The sequence below is a fragment of the Pseudoalteromonas sp. S3260 genome, assembly GCF_005886925.1.
Lineage (GTDB): Bacteria > Pseudomonadota > Gammaproteobacteria > Enterobacterales > Alteromonadaceae > Pseudoalteromonas > Pseudoalteromonas tetraodonis.
Genome location: NZ_PNCV01000078.1, coordinates 1 through 20,351 on the forward strand (window position 1 = coordinate 1; position 20,351 = coordinate 20,351).

The 20,351-nt window shown below is 44.9% G+C and carries 17 protein-coding genes and 2 pseudogenes; 5 read left to right on the forward strand and 14 right to left on the reverse strand.

Going from position 1 to position 20,351, the window contains the following annotated elements:
• Positions 1 to 479: 479 nt before the first annotated feature.
• Positions 480 to 1,124 (reverse strand): orotate phosphoribosyltransferase, encoded by a 645-nt coding sequence (pyrE, locus tag CWC14_RS13280; RefSeq protein ID WP_138563301.1) that lies wholly within the window; start codon positions 1,122 to 1,124, stop codon positions 480 to 482.
• A gap of 14 nt (positions 1,125 to 1,138) precedes the next feature.
• The gene (rph, locus tag CWC14_RS13285) at positions 1,139 to 1,852 is read right to left on the reverse strand and encodes a ribonuclease PH (RefSeq protein ID WP_004588248.1); all 714 of its coding nucleotides are present in this window, start codon (positions 1,850 to 1,852) and stop codon (positions 1,139 to 1,141) included.
• A gap of 163 nt (positions 1,853 to 2,015) precedes the next feature.
• Here rph and CWC14_RS13290 point away from each other — a divergent pair, with 163 nt between their 5' ends.
• The 3 genes from CWC14_RS13290 to CWC14_RS13300 all read left to right on the forward strand — a co-directional run bounded on the left by CWC14_RS13290 (position 2,016) and on the right by CWC14_RS13300 (position 4,823).
• Complete coding sequence (locus tag CWC14_RS13290) at positions 2,016 to 2,876, forward strand: YicC/YloC family endoribonuclease (RefSeq protein WP_024032427.1); 861 nt, start codon at positions 2,016 to 2,018, stop codon at positions 2,874 to 2,876.
• A gap of 350 nt (positions 2,877 to 3,226) precedes the next feature.
• Positions 3,227 to 4,483: a tyrosine-type recombinase/integrase gene (locus CWC14_RS13295; protein WP_138563303.1), complete on the forward strand. Its 1,257-nt coding sequence runs from the start codon at positions 3,227 to 3,229 to the stop codon at positions 4,481 to 4,483.
• 1 nt (position 4,484) lies between these two features.
• The gene (locus tag CWC14_RS13300; protein ID WP_138563305.1) at positions 4,485 to 4,823 is read left to right on the forward strand and encodes a hypothetical protein; all 339 of its coding nucleotides are present in this window, start codon (positions 4,485 to 4,487) and stop codon (positions 4,821 to 4,823) included.
• Positions 4,824 to 4,954: 131 nt separating this feature from the next.
• Here CWC14_RS13300 and CWC14_RS13305 read toward each other — a convergent pair whose 3' ends face one another.
• Together CWC14_RS13305 and CWC14_RS13310 are read right to left on the reverse strand one after the other, a co-directional pair.
• Positions 4,955 to 5,434, reverse strand: a complete 480-nt coding sequence (locus tag CWC14_RS13305; protein WP_138563307.1) for a PIN domain-containing protein — start codon at positions 5,432 to 5,434, stop codon at positions 4,955 to 4,957.
• Positions 5,435 to 6,487, reverse strand: coding sequence for a helix-turn-helix domain-containing protein (locus CWC14_RS13310; RefSeq protein WP_138563309.1), 1,053 nt, complete (start codon positions 6,485 to 6,487; stop codon positions 5,435 to 5,437). It abuts the gene before it with no gap.
• Between the two features lie 543 nt (positions 6,488 to 7,030).
• On the opposite strand from CWC14_RS13310, the gene CWC14_RS13315 reads away from it, so the two are divergent.
• A complete protein-coding gene (locus CWC14_RS13315) occupies positions 7,031 to 7,729 on the forward strand; it encodes a hypothetical protein (protein ID WP_502705424.1) in 699 nt (232 codons plus the stop codon).
• 195 nt (positions 7,730 to 7,924) lie between these two features.
• On the opposite strand, the gene CWC14_RS13320 is transcribed toward CWC14_RS13315, so the two are convergent.
• From CWC14_RS13320 to CWC14_RS13350, 7 genes and pseudogenes are all read right to left on the reverse strand, one after another.
• On the reverse strand, positions 7,925 to 9,286 hold the full coding sequence (locus tag CWC14_RS13320) for a nuclease domain-containing protein (RefSeq protein WP_283957452.1): 1,362 nt from the start codon (positions 9,284 to 9,286) through the stop codon (positions 7,925 to 7,927).
• 63 nt (positions 9,287 to 9,349) lie between these two features.
• Positions 9,350 to 9,871 (reverse strand): annotated as a pseudogene (locus CWC14_RS19935) (DUF2357 domain-containing protein); the annotation flags it as partial.
• A 74-nt stretch (positions 9,872 to 9,945) separates the two neighbouring features.
• Positions 9,946 to 13,086 (reverse strand): DEAD/DEAH box helicase, encoded by a 3,141-nt coding sequence (locus CWC14_RS13325; RefSeq protein WP_138563311.1) that lies wholly within the window; start codon positions 13,084 to 13,086, stop codon positions 9,946 to 9,948.
• Positions 13,087 to 13,096: 10 nt separating this feature from the next.
• Positions 13,097 to 13,456 carry an HVO_A0114 family putative DNA-binding protein gene (locus tag CWC14_RS13330; RefSeq protein ID WP_249928754.1) on the reverse strand — a complete coding sequence of 120 codons (360 nt, stop codon included), beginning with the start codon at positions 13,454 to 13,456 and terminating at the stop codon, positions 13,097 to 13,099.
• Positions 13,457 to 13,685: 229 nt separating this feature from the next.
• On the reverse strand, positions 13,686 to 13,952 hold the full coding sequence (locus CWC14_RS19990; protein WP_349654510.1) for an AlpA family phage regulatory protein: 267 nt from the start codon (positions 13,950 to 13,952) through the stop codon (positions 13,686 to 13,688).
• A gap of 330 nt (positions 13,953 to 14,282) precedes the next feature.
• A pseudogene (locus CWC14_RS13345) lies at positions 14,283 to 15,519 on the reverse strand (type II toxin-antitoxin system HipA family toxin).
• Entirely contained in the window at positions 15,516 to 15,821 is a 306-nt protein-coding gene (locus tag CWC14_RS13350) for a helix-turn-helix domain-containing protein (RefSeq protein ID WP_102095244.1), read from the reverse strand. The pseudogene CWC14_RS13345 and the gene CWC14_RS13350 overlap by 4 nt, the downstream one beginning before the upstream one ends.
• A gap of 237 nt (positions 15,822 to 16,058) precedes the next feature.
• On the opposite strand from CWC14_RS13350, the gene CWC14_RS13355 reads away from it, so the two are divergent.
• Entirely contained in the window at positions 16,059 to 17,387 is a 1,329-nt protein-coding gene (locus CWC14_RS13355; RefSeq protein WP_138563315.1) for an ATP-binding protein, read from the forward strand.
• A gap of 143 nt (positions 17,388 to 17,530) precedes the next feature.
• On the opposite strand, the gene CWC14_RS13360 is transcribed toward CWC14_RS13355, so the two are convergent.
• From CWC14_RS13360 to CWC14_RS13370, 3 genes are read right to left on the reverse strand one after another with little or no spacing between them, the layout of a single operon-like run.
• Positions 17,531 to 18,649 carry a hypothetical protein gene (locus CWC14_RS13360; protein WP_138563317.1) on the reverse strand — a complete coding sequence of 373 codons (1,119 nt, stop codon included), beginning with the start codon at positions 18,647 to 18,649 and terminating at the stop codon, positions 17,531 to 17,533.
• Between the two features lie 55 nt (positions 18,650 to 18,704).
• On the reverse strand, positions 18,705 to 20,054 hold the full coding sequence (locus tag CWC14_RS13365; protein WP_138563319.1) for a type II toxin-antitoxin system HipA family toxin: 1,350 nt from the start codon (positions 20,052 to 20,054) through the stop codon (positions 18,705 to 18,707).
• Positions 20,044 to 20,334: a helix-turn-helix domain-containing protein gene (locus CWC14_RS13370; protein ID WP_000673265.1), complete on the reverse strand. Its 291-nt coding sequence runs from the start codon at positions 20,332 to 20,334 to the stop codon at positions 20,044 to 20,046. The genes CWC14_RS13365 and CWC14_RS13370 overlap by 11 nt, the downstream gene beginning before the upstream one ends.
• Positions 20,335 to 20,351 lie beyond the last annotated feature (17 nt).

Here is a 20,351-nt window from a genome sequence, read left to right on the forward strand (position 1 = left end):
TTTCGAAACTAAGTTTTACTCGACTCACTGAGTAGCTCGTGCCTCGCTATGCGTTGCGCTCTGCCGTCTCAGTGGGGTCGCATTATAGGGAGATCCGAAAACAGATCAACCCTTTTTTGAAGAAAACTTGAAATAAATGACTGTTCGCTGGATATTTGAACGATAGATACTAAAAATACAACATAACCATCAATTTATTAACAATAAACGCGTATTTAAGCGTTTAACTGTGAGGTAGCCTTTAAATGTGTGAAAGAATGATCATCATGATCACCAATAGGAGAGTAACCTCTGCAGATCTTATATCTTTAGCTTGATCCGATGGAACATTAATCTCTGTACTTATACGATCTGCTAATGCTCTTATGGCTATAGTTGGATTTAATCACTCGACTATGAGAATTAACTCGCTTTAACTATTCGTGCGAGTTCTGCTAAATTTTAAACAAAATAAAGCCCCGCTTTTGCGAGGCTCTTACTTATGCTACACCGTATTGATCTCGGTATGCTTTTATTGCCGCTAAATGCTCATCCATGGTTCCTTGATTTTCAAGGTAACTGATTAGATCAGCCAATTTAACAATAGAAGTTACTTGAGTATTAAAGTCACGCTCTACTTCTTGTATAGCTGAAAGCTCAGCTTTGCCTTTTTCTTGGCGATCAAGTGCTATTAGTACACCACTTAGGTCTGCGCCGTTATCGGCAATGATTTCCATTGATTCACGAATTGCAGTGCCTGCCGTGATCACATCATCAACTAGCATTATCTTACCTTTAAGATCCGAACCTACTAAGCTGCCACCTTCACCGTGTGCTTTTTTCTCTTTCCGGTTAAAGCAGTAAGGCACATCTTTGTTGTAATGATCAGCTAACGCAACTGCGGTAGTTGTTGCAATTGGAATACCTTTATAAGCGGGACCAAATAGTACATCATATTCAATTGCTGCATCTTCAAGTGCCGCTGCATAAAAGCGACCTAAGCGAGCAAGATCACGACCGGTATTAAACAAACCTGCATTAAAAAAGTATGGACTTGTACGGCCAGATTTTAAGGTAAATTCACCAAACTTTAATACCTGCTTTTCTAAAGCAAATTCAATAAACTCTTTTTGATATTCTTTCATCGCTGATTACCTATTTATGCTAGTGCTTGTTTTTGTACATCTATAATTTCACGGATTGAATGTTTAGCCAGTGTAAGTAGCTCATCTAATTCGTCGAACGAGAATGGTTCGCCCTCTGCGGTACCTTGTACTTCAATAATTTTACCTGTTTCAGTTAAAATTACGTTCATATCGGTTTCGGCTTCAGAATCTTCAAGGTACTCTAAATCACTAATTGGTTGGCCTTTATAAATACCTACCGAAATAGCAGCAATCATGTGCTTAAGCGGGTTTGAGTTGATCATTCCTTTAGCGCGCATGTGAGTAAGTGCATCAACTAAAGCAACGCATGCACCACTGATAGATGCAGTGCGTGTTCCGCCATCAGCTTGAATCACATCACAGTCAATTGTAATGGTGTTTTCGCCAAGCGCTTTTAAATCTACTGCAGCTCTTAATGCGCGAGCAATTAAGCGTTGAATTTCCATAGTACGACCGCCTTGTTTACCACGTGCTGCTTCACGAGCATTACGCGTATGCGTTGAGCGCGGTAGCATACCGTATTCAGCGTTGATCCAACCTTTACCTTGGCCTTTCATAAAACGTGGTACACCTGCTTCAACCGTAGCAGTACAAAGTACTTTGGTATTACCAAACTCAACAAGTACTGAGCCTTCAGCGTGTAATGTGTAATTACGTGTAAATGATACCGGTCTAATTTGGTTAGGTGTTCTTTCGCTTGGACGCATTGACGATCCCCTTAATTCTGAATTTGCGACATTATAAGTGCATGTGCAAGTAGATGCCATGCTGATTGTAAAATATTCAGCGTAATAAATTTTCTCTAGAGGTTAAGCAGTGTTACGGTATAATCATCGCAATATTGTATTAATAAATTTTAGGAACTTATCCATGATCCACAGTATGACTGCTTATGCGCGTCGCGAAATTAAAGGCGATTGGGGCACTGGCACCTGGGAAATTCGTTCAGTAAACCAGCGCTACCTTGAAACGTTTATTCGCGCACCAGAGCAATTTCGTGGCATGGAGCCGGTAATTCGTGAGCGTTTACGTAAAAATTTGCAACGCGGTAAAGTTGAAGTATTTTTAAAGTTTGTTGCAAATCCAGCACACGTGGGTGAGCTATCAATTAATGAGTCACTTGCTGAGCAACTAATAAATAGTGCTAAATGGGTGCAGCAACAAAGCAGTGGCGACATTAACCCTGTTGATATACTGCGCTGGCCTGGCGTAATGGAAGCACAGGAGCTCGATTTAGATACCGTTAATAAAGCACTTATAGCGGGCTTTGACCAAGTAGTTGAAGATTTTAAATCAGCCCGTGGCGATGAAGGCGCAAATTTAGAAGAAATGATTGCCACTCGCCTTGATGCCATACTTGAGCAAGTTACTGTAGTAGAAAGTCACTTACCAGAAATAGCAAAGTGGCAGCGTGAAAAGCTTAATCAAAAGCTTGAAGACTTAAAAACCGACATTGACGAATCTCGCCTTGAACAAGAGCTTATTTACCTTGCGCAAAAGCAAGATGTCGCCGAAGAACTCGACCGCTTAAAATCGCACGTAAAAGAAACTAAAAAAATTCTTAATAAAGGTGGCGCATGTGGCCGCCGTTTAGATTTTATGATGCAAGAGTTTAACCGCGAAGCAAATACTCTTGCTTCTAAATCAATCAACAGCGACATCACTAATGCAGCGGTAGAGCTAAAAGTGTTGATTGAGCAAATGAGAGAGCAGATTCAAAACATCGAATAGTTTTTTTACCCGTCCAAGAATGTCTTAAAAGCCCTGTTATTTGCTTGAAAATACAGGGCTTTTTATTTTCCTCGTCCAAATCGGTTTGCAGATGTCCGTTACCAGTTGCTGTTTAAGTGGTGGGCAAAATGGTGGGCAAGACCTGTTTTTTTGACTCAATAAGCAAAAAGTCAAGGTATCTGGTGAGCAGATTTTTGCATCTATCTCACCACCGCCTTATGCCATCTCCACTTATCGTGCTGCTTGCAGATTGTTCAATCACTCAACTATCGAACCAGTCGATAAACAAACAGTGGTGGGCAATGGTGAGCAAATTTTAACGATTTCTTAGGAATATAGAGTAACAAACGATGGCAAAACTAACCGCAACTCAGATGCAGTCTTATGCTCGCACCGCAGCAGCAACCAAGAAATACAGTGATGGTAATGGCCTATATTTTTGCGTAAGAAAATCTGGCAAGCCGTATTGGATGCTAAGGTATACTAGCCTAAACGGACGACGAGAAGCCACGCTCGGTCAATATCCAAGTATGACCTTAGCAGAGGCTCGACTTGAATCGTCTAAAATGCAGCTACAACTTCAGCAAGGTGAAGATCCATTAGCAATTCGCGCTATTGAAACCATCCCAGAGATCCAAAATGTCAGCCAGCTGTTTCAAGACAGGTATGCCAAAGACTTAAGTCGCCGGTTAAAGCACCCCAATATACCCAAACGTGTTTTTACCAAAGAAATTGCACCAGTGATTGGTCAACTTCCTATACAAGCCGTGCGCCCCACACATGTACGCGAAGTATTAGAGCGCATTCGAGAAAGTAACCGCCCTACCATTGCCAACGATACCTTGATGTATATGAAGCAGCTGTTTCGACATGCGATAAAGCTCGACTTAACGCTGAACAACCCCGCCGCAGCCTTTACCGTGGACGATGCCGGTGGCGTGGAGTCCAGTAAAGACAGGATGCTCAGCAAAGAGGAAATTCACTACGCCTTTAGCGTGTTTCATACCCATATCAATAGCTTTGGCCGCGATAACTACCTCGCTTGCTGCCTGTTTTTGGTATTGGGCGTGCGCAAAAGCGAACTGTGCGAAGCCATGTGGCGTGAAATGGATTTAACCACGGGCGTATGGGACCTACCCAAGGAACGAAGTAAAACTGGCGTGCCAATCAGCATTCCCTTACCACGCCAAGCCATTGCCTGGTTTAACGAGCTGCAAATCCGCGCTTGTGGCTCACCTTATGTTTTCCCAGCCAGACGAGCAAGCCATCGTCCACATATGGGGCCAGATACGCTAAACCGCGCCATTTCTAAACTCTTTGGTCGCGAGCCTGGGCGCAAAAAACAGCCACCGAATAAAATGGGCAAGCTTGAACACTTCACCGTACACGATCTGCGCCGCACCTTTCGCAGCCTTGCCGCCTCTTTGGGCATTGCAGGCAATGTGGCCGAACGCTGTCTTAACCATAAGCTAAAAGGCGTTGAGGGTATCTACGACCGCCACGATTACTTTGAAGAGCGCCGTATTGCCCATCAAACCGTGGCTGATGTGGTTGAACCACTAGTGAACTTTGAACCCGCTTCACACCACCACACAGGAGGGCGTTAACATGCAACTGATAATACGACTCGCCCCCATTACCTTTCCAATAGCCATGCTGGCAGGCCTTGGTTGGTGTATTGGCATTGCCTTACTCGAACAGCCTTATGGTATAGGCTACGCACTTACTCGGTATTGCCTGATGGTATTCGTGGTACTCGCTCCATGGCTGACGCTAAAACTCACGTTCTACGTGATTGTCAGCCTAGGACGCAAGCTGGGGCTCATCCCGCCTGCACGCCCAACGCATAGCCTAGGTTATGAAGAATCACTCTATTGGTTCAGAGTATTGGCCTTTTTCGATGGCAAACGCAGCCGCATGCCGAAAAAGCCCATCAGGCGAAACTAGCAGCCCCCATTTACTCACTTACTGTGGGCAGTTGGGACAATGGGGCAACACTTGATATGCCGAGCTTTAGAGGGTGAATAAGAGGAAGTTAAACTGCCCCAAGGAATGGGGCAATCAGGGCTTAGCAAAGTTTATAATTGGGTTAAACGCTGTTTTGCAAGCGCCCAAGGTAAGCGACGACCAGCTTTTGCCATTTTATCGTAGGCAGCTACAGCTCCTTCAACTGACAATACACCATGGGTGACGAGCTGCTCGACAACCCATAGCGTACCTTGAACTAATATCGCTTCTTTTTCAGCCGCCTTCCTAAGCGCCATATCCCCAGTTAGCAATGGACACTGTTCTTGTTTCGCCAACGCAAGTGCAAAGCAATCGTTCATGCTAGGGCCTGCATACTTTTGCCTCAGTTCAAATGAGTACATCATAGACTCAGGGCTTAACTCACCCAACAACAACCCTAACTCGAGTAAATAGCCATGTTGATCGCTTAGCTCCTCGTGGAATAACACATCTGGAACTTTGAACTGGTAAGGCAAATTGAAAAAGACGCCTAATAATTGGCCTTCTTCGAGATCAATGAGGATATTGGCATCACTGATCAACAAATACATTTAAACAGCCTCAGCCAACATTTGGCGTTGCTTATGCAATGCCATCACTGACATCTGTAACAGCTCAGCGGCTTTCGATTCACTAACAATTCCCTCTGCCAATGCACGATAAACCAACTGCTCAAACAATAATGTTTGTTCTTGTGGATAAGGGTTCCCAGGCTCTTGCTTTCGCCAACCGTTTTTTGAGAACTGTATAAATATTTGGCGTTTTTTCTCTTCGGTGATCACACCAAGGTCGGCACTGCGATACAAACAAGCGGCCATGCTTAAGCCATATTCCTGTTTCAGGAAATATAGCTCTTTGGGGTCTACGTTCGAACGTCGCTCTCCTAGATGCTGAAAAAGGCCAACTTCGGGCAGTAAAAACGCAGAAGCAAAGCGGTTGCAGGCCATCTCTTCGTCAAGGGATTCATCGAGTAAGCCATGTAAAACAAGGTGGCCAAGTTCATGCGCCAATGTAAACCGCTGGCGGCAACCAGGCCAATGAGAAGACACAACAACAATTGGCTGCCCTGATATTTTGGCTTGTAACCCATCAAATTTATCGGCTTGGGGTACGTTACTGACAATCACCAAAATACCTTTAGACTCAAGCAAGTCGATTAAGTCTGGCAATGGATTCATACCTAACTGCCAATCAGTACGGACTTTGGCGGCAACCTGCTCTACTGCGTCTAAAGTGCTTACAACAGGAACGTCGGGGTGGTAGTTAAAACTCGCTATCGGGAAGTTTGGCCATACATTTTTAAGCGCTAACCAGCGCTCGGCTTGGTCAACCACATCAGACTCAATCTTCTTTAGCAACTTAGCTGAAGCTGAGGCTTTTTTACGATACTCCACCTCACCCAAAGTCACCTGTGCTGGGCGAAAGAAGTATTCAGTACGAACCGACAAAGCTGTCGCCAATTTAAGTAAAACTCCCGACGAAGGCATACTCTGGTCGTGCTCGTATTTTTTAACCATGTTGGCACTAATACCAACTTGCTCACCCAAGGCCTGCATCGACAGGCCAGCGGCTGCACGGGCTCGTTTTATGCGCTCTCCAATCATACAGACCTCCGGTTTATGAAAACTAAAATTATTTTAAAAATATAAACCAAGTTGGCGTTTTTGTCGATTGGTTTTACAGGGCAATCATTCGTGTGTTCGCGCACACACTTCCCCATGCCTTTACCCCCATACGCCAAAACCACTATCCGTTTGGCTTTTGGATCGAAACGCCAAACAGGGAAATTAGCCCATTTACTGTTTGGCTTCTCGATTGAAATCCAACGCTGGTAGGCCTTGCCATTACTGGATCAAAGCAAGGTTTGGCACTTTTTGTACCCTAAACCAACCTCGGCATCAAAGTACAAACCGTTTGATTTTTTAAACCCAGAATGCAAACGATCGTTTGGCGTCTCGATTTTTTTGCACTTGGCGAACACAGCCAAACAGCACCGTATTGGACTATGTATATCAAACAGTTAGCCGCGCACAGGTCATCATAAAAAGCCGATTTGACTGGTTAGTTTGATGGCCATTTCTTTAATCTAATTCACCACCGCGTCTGCACCCGACCACTGAAAATAGACGGCATGACGAACCAACAAGGTGATAAGTGACGTGTTATGGGCAAGTGCTAACGATTTGGATAGAGAATGGATACAGCAGGTGGTCGCGTTACTGGTTGGGAATGCCGCGTTTACTCTCTACCCCGCACTAAGTCAGTGCGATAATGCGGCCGAACGCTTAACCCGCTGGCTGACCTATCAGTTACCGCGCGTAAAACAAACGCACCCAGGCTGCCCGATTCACCAATGGCTGAATAGTATTGGCGCACAAGTGATCGTAGAAAAATGGCAGAGCCATGAGCAATGGCCAAACTTGTATTGGCTGCCTTTACCTGAGGTTGAAGGCCACGCGCAAGGCGGGTTAGTTTTGTTACCAGCACATTTGTTACCGATATATGAGGATGGCACGAGCCAAACCAACAAATTGCTCGCAAACACGCCCGCCAACGCCTGTATCTTTTGGTGCATTTCGCCTTTATCTAAAACAGGAAAGCGCGCTACCTTGCACCCCAAACAGCAAAACCGCGCCTTTTGCCTGCCCAGTACGCCGGAGCAAATAGGAAAATCATGCACAGGGTTATTACTGAGAGGTTTGAAAAAAGAAAGCCAAAAACGAAACGGCAACGTGATCAGCCACCAGATCAACCTAGCGCTGCTGCACCACCTTTGTGGGCCAGAGAATGATGTGTGGTTGGAAGCTAATTTTGGTGCCGTAACTCATTACGGTACCAAAAATTAGGCGCAAAAAAGAGTAACCCCTCGCGGGGCGCTGATCTAACGGGTAGCGGGAGGGGTGTTGTTGATGCGATTTTAATATCAAAAACGCCAAATAGCTCGATATTTTTTGATGTCGATTTTACTTAGCAGTTGTTCGGAATAACCGAACAACTGCATTTTCGGCCAATTCATCTTCTGCATAATTAATAACACTCGCTCACACCATTGCCGCTTCGTACACTCTTTCAACCTCGGTAAACTTAGTGACGCTCTCTAGGCGAGTTAAGGTTGTGAGTTTCATCGAGTTTTTAATTGGGCGATGTGGCACGTTGGTCACTGGCGTTTGTAGTGACAGCGGTTTGCCAAGCTCAAATAAATAATACAAATCAGCAGAACCTGACTTCTTACCCGCTTGATCTTCGGTAATGGCGTAGCGTGGTAACACGGTGACCCGTTTAACCGGCCAAAGTTTGTCAATTTGTTTGGTTGAACTTTGAGTGTCTGAGGTAGACGCCAACGCTAAATAGCGAATTTCCTCGGCAATATGCTGCTTAAATTTCTGCAAAAACGTGCTTTGCGGCAGGTGATACCACTGCGCTGTGCCTTGCTCAAATTGTTCAAAGTAGCCATTATCACGGCCGCGTTGTCCACCCAATGCCACTGTCATCGTCAAATCAGGGTACAGCACTTGGCGCATGCCGTAATACGGTATGCGTGCAGCGTCTTGTACGTAGAGCCTTTCCGCCATGCCAGCCACAGGATACATGGCTTCATTGTTTTGCCCTGTTTGTACATTCGGCGCTGTGCCAATTTGCGTTTGCAAAAACTCTAACAACCACTGGTGACCGGAATAACGGCTCTTAGTCTGGGTTGATTCAGTTTGACTAAGTTCGTTTTGGCTAGGCCCATTTTGACTAGGTAAGAGGGCAAATGCGCCAATACCCACTTCTTCTATCGCGGCTGCGTAGGGGTTGGGGGTTGTGGCTTGATCAAAAAAGCCTGGGTATAAAGCAAATGCACCAAAAACTGGGCGGCTTTTTTTGGCAGGTTGGCCAACGTTTCCACTTGATGGTGATTTAGAATCGTGCGGTTCTGATAAACGAATCAAGGCATCCCGATAACGGTGCATTTGGTTGATGGCATCGTCTGGTACGTAATCCTTACTTTCGATATCTTCATTGCTGTCATCAAAGCGGTTTTTCTCGGTTTTAATACGGTACTTGGCATCAAACAGCCAAATAAACTGCTTTTCTTCTGATGAATCTGCTTTCGTTAAATCAGGGCTTTTAGGCAGTGTCACTTCCAATACAATATCCGGCTCTTGGTTAACCAAGTACGAGCGGATTGATTGACCCTTTTTGGTAAATTTAGGCTCGTGTGCCAGCCTAGCGGTCACACCATCGCTACGCTTAAAGCGAAAGGCACCGGCAAACCCATCTTTTAGTTGGTACTCAAAAAAGTCATTTTGGGCGAGCTTAGTCGCACTATTTTCCACCAGCTCAAAGCCGAGATCCTGCTCTAAAATCTGCTTCAAACACAAAAAGCACCACACTTCATAAATCTCGGCCACTGATTTCATTGAAATGCTCGACTGATTGCCAAACACATCTAAATAAAATTTCAGCTCCTGCCAAATGCGATACACCGCGCTGTAACCGGTTTTTTGCTGTAGCACTAACGACTCACGGCTTAACCCTGTGTATGCACCAACCTCTTTTAAAAAACTCTGACCTAACACTTTTTGCAGCGGCTGTTGCCAACTATTCAGCTCATTTAAAAATGAATCTGACAACCGTTGCCGTTCTGGTGCTTGGTTACTCTGCCTAAGCTTTTGTTCAAACTCCGCTAATTGCCGCTTACTTTTACTCACCGCCATTTTGATAAAGCGGTTTTCTGGGGTATCGACACTCAGTTGCTTTTTTTCGACTGCATAGCGCTTATCGTACTGGCCATTCGCAAAGTCTTGCTTAACTTTCTCGGCTAACTTATGTGGCAGGCGGCCTTTTAATTTGGCCGCTTTGATATTAGCTACCGTCGGTTGCAAACGGCTATGTGGTGCGGCACAAATCACTTTTAAGCCTTGCTCAAATCGCGCCCTTAATGCGGTAAAATTAGCCAACCACATGAGTGGAAAATGCCCGCGTTGTTGGCTAGTTGCTGCGTCTTGCTCGGTTTTTTAGACCAAACTAAAGCGCCAAAGAGGGTAAACTTTGTCGATGGCTGGAGTCATCATGATATTTAACCTACAGCTAACTTCGCCGCTTGTTGCCACATAAAGTGTGGCATTGGCTCTTTTAACTGCCAAGTAATGCTCATCGGTTGTGAACCTGTATGCGATACGTAGTCTACTTCACCATAATTCACAAAACCCATGGTTCGGCCGTATTCATCTTTGCTTTGCTCACGCACAAATAAAAACAGACGCTTACCCATTTTTTGGTGTTGGATGTACTCCAAACCACGGCCTTTATCAGCTCTTGCACTGTTTTGCGACTGCCAGTGAAACAGGTGTTCGTTGATCGCGTAATCGTGGTACATAGTGGTTGGCGAAAACTGCTTTTCATTTTTGTCCAAGGTGACAAACATCAGTTCAATATTTTGATCTTTCAGCACAAACACACCTTCCCGAGCCGGTGGTTGGCGCTCAAACGTAGTCGCGCCAAATGCCACCAATATTTGTTCACGCGCATAACGTGCATGCAGCCTCAGTGAAACCTCAGGCAAAGCCTGCATTGTTGGTTGCTCATGCTTGGTTTGTGCGAGTTGCCAGTTAACAACATCCAATAACTCTGCTTTTAACTCGCAAGCATTCAGTTTCGCTAAGCTCTGTTCAATGGAATCAAAACCGCACTCTGGCCCTGTTTTTTGCCAAAAATCGTAATGACACATCAAAGCATAACGATGGCTCGAATCTTCTATTGCAAAGCTGTTATGGCAAAGCTGTTTTAAGAAGCTCAAATAGGCATGATCATCACAGGTCAAAATTCGGTTATGAATGGCCTTTCTAAGTCTTTTCAGCAGATCTTCATCAACTGAATTTTCGTTGATTTCATCCTTAGCTTGCTGAACCAGCTGCGACCAACTCCCTCGCTTATAAAGCTCATTCAAGTCGATGTGAGGATTTATGATTAAGAAGTTCGCCAGTGTTAACGGTAGTGTAGAGTGCTCTGGATATTGGCGTATCATTGCAACTAAACGCTTTAAGGTTAATGAAGCTTGGCGAATATTGCTAAGCACCATTTCTTGCGTACGCTTACTTAATTCAATGCGGCAACCCAGTGGCGCGTGGGGGAAGCCTTGCTTTATTTCTTCGCTGATCGCTCGATGATTTTTCCCCACTAAAGCTCTAAATTTATTGGCAAAATCATATTCAGGACGTGAGTTGCCAACAAAATCCAACACGGTACAGCACTCTTTTCCCTCAGCTAAACGTAAACCTCGCCCCAATTGTTGCAGGAAGATAGTTAAGCTTTCTGTCGGTCGTAAAAACAGTAAGGTATCCACTTCGGGAATATCGACACCTTCATTAAAGATATCGACCACGCAAAGCACGTTAATGCTGCCAGAACGAATCGCTTGCTGCTTTTGTTGCCGCTCGTGGCTGTTATCACTGGTCAACACATCCGCTTTAACGCCTTTTAATAAGAGTTGCTGTGTCATGTACTGGGCATGCTCTTTACTCACACAAAAAGCGAGCGCTTTCATTTTGCTAATGTCTGTCAGTATTTCCTGCATACTGAAGAAGATCTTATTAAAACGCGCTTGGTTGTGAGTATAAAGGTTGGTTAGTTGAACAATATCATAGCGCCCCCGACTCCACGGAATATTTCGCAGGTCGGTATCATCATCGATACCAAAATACTGAAATGGGCAAAGGTGGCGTCGATTAATCGCTTCGGGCAAACGAATTTCAGCAGCAATCACACCACCAAAATCTGCCAAAATATCACCACCATCATGGCGCTCTGGCGTGGCCGTGAGACCAAGCAAGATAGTGGGTGAGAAATAGTCCAGTAACCCACGATAACTTGCAGCAGCGACATGATGCACTTCATCTATCACTATGTAGTCATAATAGTCAGCAGTTAGGTTGAGTTGAACCAGCTGGTTGTTGAGGGTTTGGATCGACACAAACAGCTGACGATAATGAGCTGGCGTTTGTCCACCTACCCACAACTCACCAAAAGCACTGTTTCTCAATACACCACGATAAGCAGCTCTTGCTTGTCTTAATATTTCTTCACGATGTGCAACAAACAAGAAATTTGCTTGCGGTTTCTCTTTAATAAAGCGCGCAAAGTCAAAGGCTGAAATCAGGGTTTTTCCCGTGCCGGTAGCCGCAACGACTAAATTACGAAAGCGCTGGTGAACACTACGCTCAACGGCCAGTTGTTCCAAAATGTCACTTTGATGAAGAAACGGAGAGATATCAAAGAAGTGCGTCGGGCTGGCCTCAAAATCTCCGCGCTGCTGACTCAAGGCTTTTTTGAGTTTTTCACTGCTTGTTGCATCGCCACTAAAGTGTTCAAAATCATTAGAAACCCAATAGGTTTCAAAGGTGCTCAATGATTTATTGATAATGTGTGGGATTTCTTGTGAAGTGATTTTTAAATTCCACTCTAAGCCATTGGTTAGCGCTGAATGGGAAAGATTGGAAGAGCCGATATAACCAGTGTGATAACCCGTGTTGCGTAAAAATAAGTAGCTCTTGGCATGTAAACGTTCACGCTCAGTGTTGTAACTCAGCTTCACCTCGGTATTCGGTAAACTCGCCAGATACTCAACCGCTTTGGCATCCGTTGCTCCCATGTATGAGGTGGTGATGATTTTTAGCTCGCGACCACTTGAGGTAAATTCTTCTAGCTTTTTGCGAAAAATGCGGATCCCTGCCCACTTAATAAATGACACTAACCAGTAAATTTTATCCGCAGACAGAATCTCTCGCTTCAATTCAGATTCAAGCGACAATCCCGCATTACTGCCACAAAACAACTCGCTTTGGCTTAAGCCTGTTAACGGAAAAATGTCGTTAATATAATTTTTTAAATCGGCTGAGACAGGATTTTCGAGCTCATAGAGCGCGGTCAGAATTTTACCTTGACTGGCAAGCAAATTGTCTTCGATAAAATCGTTATCTTGAATTTGTGTTTTTAGCCAGAGTAACAATTGATTGGATAAAGCAATTTGCTGTTGCAGACGATCATCACTTGAGGGGACGGACTCAATCGCGTACTCAAGTATGTGTGATAGGAAACGAGATAACCATGTTGATGCTTCACTGCTATTAAGCTCACGTTCGCCGACATAGAATCGCTCTCGGTCAATACGACGCTCGATAAGCTGCGTTATAAGCTGCTCATAAATTCCGACTTGTTGCATGATATTCCTTTTATTCTAATGGCTGGATCAATAACAACATCGATTGATATCGCAGTTTTACCGCCAATCCATTTTGTGATTTTGTCATTTCAACCAAGTTGTACTTACCTAATGTTTTCAATGTTCTCGACACATTACTGACCGCTCGGCCTGTCAGCATAGCCAACTCAGTGATCGATTGCGGCTGTTGTTCGGCGATTACTTTTAACAACTGCTGGTTTTCTTTCGACAGCACATTGGCGACCGATTTAAGCGAGTCGAACCAGATATCAACGGGGAAATTGGGATCTGGGCTTTGCCCTTTAATCCCAATAACGCAACGCGATTGTTTTGCGTTTTTCATTGCTTTACTCGCATAGCTTACTCGCATAGCTTACTCGAATGGTTTGCTCACTAGGTTCCCAGCAAGTAGATAAAACAGCGCTTGGCCAATAAAAAGACTGTACGCTTATACATAACCCTCACATCTTATCAACTGCTGATAATAGCGCAAAGATATTTTCCGTTTAGGACGATTACAAGCCCCCCCCTGCACAGCAAGTACACAACCAGTGCACTAGCAGTCTTGTCCGCCTTAGCCTTTAATCCTCGCCCTGCCCTTAGGTTGACTGGCGGCACACTGCAAGGCGACAAGCCCACACAGGATTCATCGCCTTTTTAGTCATCCAAGATGCTGCCTTTAATACAATACATTCGTGGGCGGGTGTTGTCGGGCAGCCTGACTTTGCGCTGCGGTCGGTTGCCATCAAGGCATAAATGGTGCTGCGGCCAAAGCCTGTTTTGGCCTTTACCTCGGGCAAGCGCAAAATCCGCTGCTGACGCGCTGGGTGTGTTGATGTGGTGGATGATTGTGTAGTTGGGTTCATCGTTTGCTTCCTCACTGATCTGTTAAGTTCAGTTAGGAGTTTGCCAGTACTAAACGGACGCAGTAGGCAGATAAATGCACAGATCGTGCAGCTTTCTGAGGGTACAAGTAGCTACTTGCCCCAGTTTGTAGATAGTGCCCAAAACAATAAATGCTCTGTGGGCAGAGTTAGTGCGTGGCTAAGTGGCGTGAACTAAAGCTTTGCCCAAACTGCCCCAAAAGCCCAAGGGATGAGCGAAGTGTTAAAACACATGGAGTATGAGGCAAAGCATAAAGTGAAACTAAAACTTCTTTATCTGCTGAAAAATGAAAATATAGTTTCACTGACTCATTAAACGTTAAACGCTGATTGTTTCATGGCTTGCTCCGCTCGGCTGATCCCTAGCCGCTTAGCAACGGTTTGCCATTGCTTAACCGCCATTAATACTTCATCGTAAATTTGCGTGGCTTGGGTTTGCGAAAGTCTGAAGAAGTCTTTCACATCAAAGGCTAGCTGGTAGTCTAAAGCGTTGTCTGCATCGGTAATATTCAGATGCAGGCCATGCTTACCCACTATCGGGTTTAAATCATAAGCAGGTGATAACTTCCAGCCATTCTTTGTTAATAAAAACCCATGGTTACGCAGGTGATCATCCGTGTTGGACACCGCAATATTAAACACGATTCGACGCCATAACTGAGCTAAATCGGCTGCGGTTTGTGCACCAGAATTGGAAATAAATTCAGCAATTTCTAAATAGCTGGCACCTTGAGATTGTTCACCATCATACTTTTCGTTTTCAAAATAGCGAAGCTGTGTCATGGCCGATGAAAAATGCAGCCGCTGATCGCCGTCGCGGTCAAACCGTTTTGTTAAAAAGGTATGATGCCCAGAGGAAAACTGCCTAATCTCACTTGGAAACATGTCAACACCTGCCGCCAAAGCCAATTCATAACAGACCATCTCCCACGCCCCCACATCAAAGGTATCATTTAAGTTGGGAAACTTGGCAATCCACAAGTGACCTTGTTCATCTGCCACACAAGCCTTGGGTCTTGCACCACCTAATGATGAGCCTGGAGAAATCAGCATTTTCAACCAGCGGTAATACTCGTCACTGTCGATGTTATCGTCTTTTTCAATCTGCATTGCTGCGTGGCGCAGCAAACTCAGAGTTGTCATCTAAGAAAGCATCCGAGCCTACTCGCTTAAATCGAATACCACCCATCCGGTAAGAGTCATGTACGCCCAGCAGGTAATCCAATTCGTTTAATCGACTTGTTGCTCGAATGCCTTTGCGCGCCTCAATCGCTGCACGCCGCTGCATTAAAATACGCCCCCATCTGTCAGGTGACGAATCAAGAAATGCACGAAAGTTTTTATTGGCTTCATCGTTGTAGAGTTCACTGGGGTGAAGCGTCAGAATGGGATCAATTTGTAAACGATAGACTGAAGTTAAAAATGCTTTATCGTAGGCAAAACTAAACACGCCACCTCGGCTTGAATCGCTGTAAGTCAGCTGTCCTATTAGCAAAGGCGCCTCAATTGGCTGCCAGTCGGCATAGACTTCGACGATTTCACGGCTCATCTTGAACCTTCCAGCAATTTTATGTTTTGCAGCTTGATACCCACTTCATCATGAGCAGCCATGTCTGCAAAGTTGCTTTCCATGCCAAGAACGGCCATGACTTTTAAGTAAGTGCCTATGGCAACACCCGGATCACCGGCGAAGACTTTATTCACGGTTTTATGATCAAAACCAGTACGTTCACACAGTAGCTTTTTTGTAAAACCACGTCGTTTCATCGCCAACAGCAAGTCTTCACCAAAATGCGTCAGGATTTTGCGCTGCTTCGGAAACAGTACATTGTGTAAGTCACGCTTAGCCATATCACCAACCAAAGGGACTATATTCCCACTTTACTCAATATAATTGGATTTATATCCCACCTTTAGGTTTATCTTACGCGTTGGCCAAGGCGATGATCTGGATCCCTGAATGCCAAAGGCCATCAAATTACACTTTTATGCGCATAAAAATGTAAAATTACGCACTTTTCTGCGCGTAAAAGTGTAGACTGAGTTATACTACAGGCAGTTAACAGTCTTAATTGACGGGAAATGACAATGCAGCGCAACTTACTAAACGCCCTAATAGCATGGAAAAATCAACCGGTGCGCAAGCCATTATTGATCGATGGTGCAAGACAAACAGGTAAAACCTATCTGCTACAAGAGTTATTTGGGAACACCTTTGCCAACATCCTTCGTATCGACTTCCTTGAAAACCCTGCCTACAAAGAAGCGTTCGATGGCTCTCTGTCACCTGACGAGCTAGTAATGAACATTGAGTTGTTAACCAACCAAGCGTTCAACCCAGAAACCGATCTGCTGATATTAGATGAAATTGGCGAATGTGAACGTGCCGTTACCTCACTAAAGTACTTTGCTGAAAAAGCACCGTCCTATTTTGTCGCTGCCAGCGGCTCGAATATTGGTTTGCTCAACACCTTCCCTGTGGGCAAGGTAGAACAATACAATTTACGACCACTGACCTTCCAAGAATTTATTTACGCATCCAACGAGCAAGCGCTGATCAAAGCGTTTGATAGTCAAGCAAGCACACCGGCAGTACACACCAAATTGATGGACAAACTCACTGACTACTTTTTTACTGGTGGTATGCCGGAAGCCGTTTCTGCTTGGTATCAGTATAAGGATTCAAGCATTCTAGAGCGTGTTGAAAAAGTCACAAAAATTCATGCCGATTTAGTGGAAGGTTATCGCCGCGATTTTGGTAAGTACGCGGGCAAGGTCGACGCCACACTGATTGAATCGGTATTTAATAGCATTCCAGCCCAGCTATCACTTGTCAGGGATGAGTCGGTTAAACGCTTTAAATTTAAGCATGTGCATGAGCGTAAATCTCGTTATAGCGATTTTGAAACCGCGATCCATTGGCTTAACTGCTGCCGCTTAGCTTTGCCAAACTACCCTATTGGAGGATTGCCGAAATCTCCGTTAGCGGCCTATAAAAAAGAAAATATGGTGAAACTGTTTCTGTTTGATGTGGGCCTGCTTAATCATATGCTCGGCAGCAGTTATAAAGAAATTAAGCAACAAAACTATGATCTCTCTGTTTATAACTACAGAGGCTATGTGGCTGAAAACTTTGTGCAACAAGAGCTCACTGCCATTGGCGTTGACCCAAGCTATTCATGGAATGACGCCCGCGCCGAAATCGAATTTATTTTGGCGACCGATGAAGGCGATATCGTCCCTGTGGAGGTCAAAAGTGGTAAACGTACAAGAGCAAAATCGTTGGCATCCTACGTTGAAAAATGTACTCCAAGTAAAACCTTTAAGTTAACGGGTATACAAGGCTCATCCGCATTAGAGCAAACCAATATCGTGATGCCTTTGTATTTCACGCAGTATTTACCACAGAGATGGTAAAAGCGCGTTGCTTAGACCCCGAGGTCTACACAAAGTGACTTCATAGGTAACAATTTGTAGACCTTTGGTGGGCTTACAACCTTTCAACCAATCCTCAATCGGTTTTTTGCTAACGTCATTTGGCCAGCCTATCGCCTCATCGTTTAAAGCAAATCACTCAAGCGATTTAACAGTGCTTTACGGCTATTATTCGCCACAACAAAGCGCTTAAAGCGTTGTTCAAACGCCGCTTCATCAGCTTTGAACTGATAGGCCTCAAACAGCTGATGCAGATAGCGTGATGCCGCATCGTAACCACTGGCGCAAGTTCGATCCGCTTGCTCTTGTGATTGCTGCCAGTAGTGCTCACGCCGATTGTAGATATCCGTCAACGCTTTTTCTTTTTCCGCTTTTTCGATAGCTAATTTTTTTGCGAGTGCTGCGGCTTGCTCTTGCTGTAATTGGCTTTGCGCTTGCTCAATAAAAGGAGAAATGACGGCGGAGGTTAACCAGTATTGATAGATCTCGTCTGTGTTGACAGGTTCTTTTCGCGTCAGCGCTAAGGCTTGGTGACGGGTTAGCTGGCCTTGCTCAAACAGCGCGCGTAATAGCGTGTCTTTCTCAACTTCCGTGAGCTTGTTTAGCCACGCATCAAATTGAAACTGGGGTTGTTTGGCTTGGTGACTAGGTTGTTCATCCAGCACCATGGCGAGTGCCTTAACTAAGGCTAAAGGAATATCATACAGTGCTGCAAAGGCCTGCAACTCTTCACTGAGGTGCTCAAAATCGAATTGAATTAACGGCACTCGCTCAACGTCATCATTAAAATCAAACATTTTGAGCCACATAAAGTACACAAGGCGCCAATCCCCTTGCATTAACCCGCTGCGTAACCCAGCTAAATGCTGGAAAAATTCGTCGGCATGCTCATCGTCAAAATATTCGTCATACTCCTCAAGGGAAAAAATCAGCAACTGCCACTCATCGTTTTCGTGAACATGAAGCCCATCACTTGAAAAGCCAAGTAACGCTTCAGGGAGCGTTCCTGCTGGTAGCTTGATGTAGGCATCGATTGAGCCCCAATCGGCATAGTAAAAACCGATATCAAAGTATTTTAACATCAGCTCAAAAGGCTCTGCCTTTAAGTCACTGTAGGTGTAATACACCTGAAAGGACGTAGCGCTGATCTCGGCACGGCTTGAAATGGCCCTGAGTGCTTGACGTGCTTTAGCATCTAAATACCCATCCAGACGCTCAAATTTATAGTATTGATATTCGCTCACGATGACCTTGCTATCTATTTATGGTGAATTGAAAAAGTTTGTTTTAACAAAATTGTTATAGAAAAAGCGCTGCATTTTCTTGTTTACGCTGCTCCAATGTCTTAGCAATCGCAGACACTGTTGTTTTACTGATCCCTTGTTGCTTGGCAAGATACGTAAATTGGCTGATGGCTTCTGCGACTTCTTCAATAACTTGCTTTGCATCATTCCAATTCGCAAAGCCAGCACTGGTAGCAAGTTTTTGCATCACCTTAAGCGGTGGCGCTTTACCATAACCTCCGAACGCAGTGGCGTGTTCGTTGAATGGATGTGGGCTGTAGGTAACATCGTAAAAAGGGGCAGGATCCCATTGACCGTCATCCGCTTGCAAAAACGCCCAGTTTTTACTGTGGTCGTCTTGGTTAGACGATAGCAGGTTAAACATTGCACGGCGAAATTGCAGTTGTCCAGCCGCTGGCGATTTACACAACTGACGGCTGGCTTTAATTAAATCAATGTAATCTAAACTTGGCGTTCGAAAGTCTGCATCCAGCAGCCCGCAAGCGCTGTGCATATGCAATCGACCTGCACTGCGCTTTCTGCCTAAGTCGGCCTGTTCAGTGACATAATCAAAACGCTTAAGCGCCAACCAAGCAGACGCACCGCTTGTAGGTGGTGCTTCAATGAGTTGCCATTGCGGCGGTTGACACTTAGCAAGTTCTGCCATTTGTAAATAAACTGCCTCGCACAAACCTTCTTCATGCCCGAGCGCGAGATTTTTAGAAGTAAATTTAATCAGCCAAGCCTCATCTCCAAGCTGAGCGAAGGTTCGACAATACTGAGTTTCCCCAGCAGGCATATAAATTTGTGCCTTAGGTCTGGCCCCACCCGAACTACCTCCGGCGACTAATGCGGCCAACACCTGTTGAGTATGCCCATCTAACTCGTCGTGATTATCATCCATATAATCTGACACCGAAGAATCGAACAACGTTTGTGCTTCTAAGCCTAACGTCGCTAAATCAATATCCGCGTATGTCGTGGCTGAAAACTCAGACACCGGAGAAAAAGACAATGCTCCCATGCCTTTATCACCGACAAAGGCCAATCTATCCATCGCCGTTAATTGATTAGGTAGGATGCCCTTTTGCCGGAAAATACGATCTTGTAACAACATGCCCCAGCCATCGGGCAAACAATCTCCAAATACGCCATGTACACCTTGGTGTGGCTGCTTAGGTGCGACTTGAACTTGTATGCTCGACTGCAAAGTAAAAGGAGATAAATTACCAAACTGCTGCAAATAGCTGTCTGCATACTGAAAAAAAACACCTTGCCGATTCTGCGCCAAGACCCCTACTGCAACCTGCTCACCTGAACTTAAGGTGCGAGTCACGGCGAGTTTTTGAATGGGTTTAAAACTCATCTTTTAGCACCTCATCAATACTAGAGGGCATAGTGACCCGTTCTTTGCTAGGTTGTGTGAGTTGATAGAGCCTCTCTAGCGAATCAAGGGTCTGCCATAGCAACAGCAATTGGCGAAATGAAATTTGCCCGGTCAGCTCAAATTTCTTAATGGTGGCCGCAGGTACGCAGCTTCGCTCAGCAAGCGCCGCTCGTGACAGCTTTGCCTGCTTTCGTAACTCACGTAAATAAGCCGCATAGGCGTGGCTTACATCGGTATCATCAAGTAAGGTAAATTTCATCCGCAAAGGCCAAATGG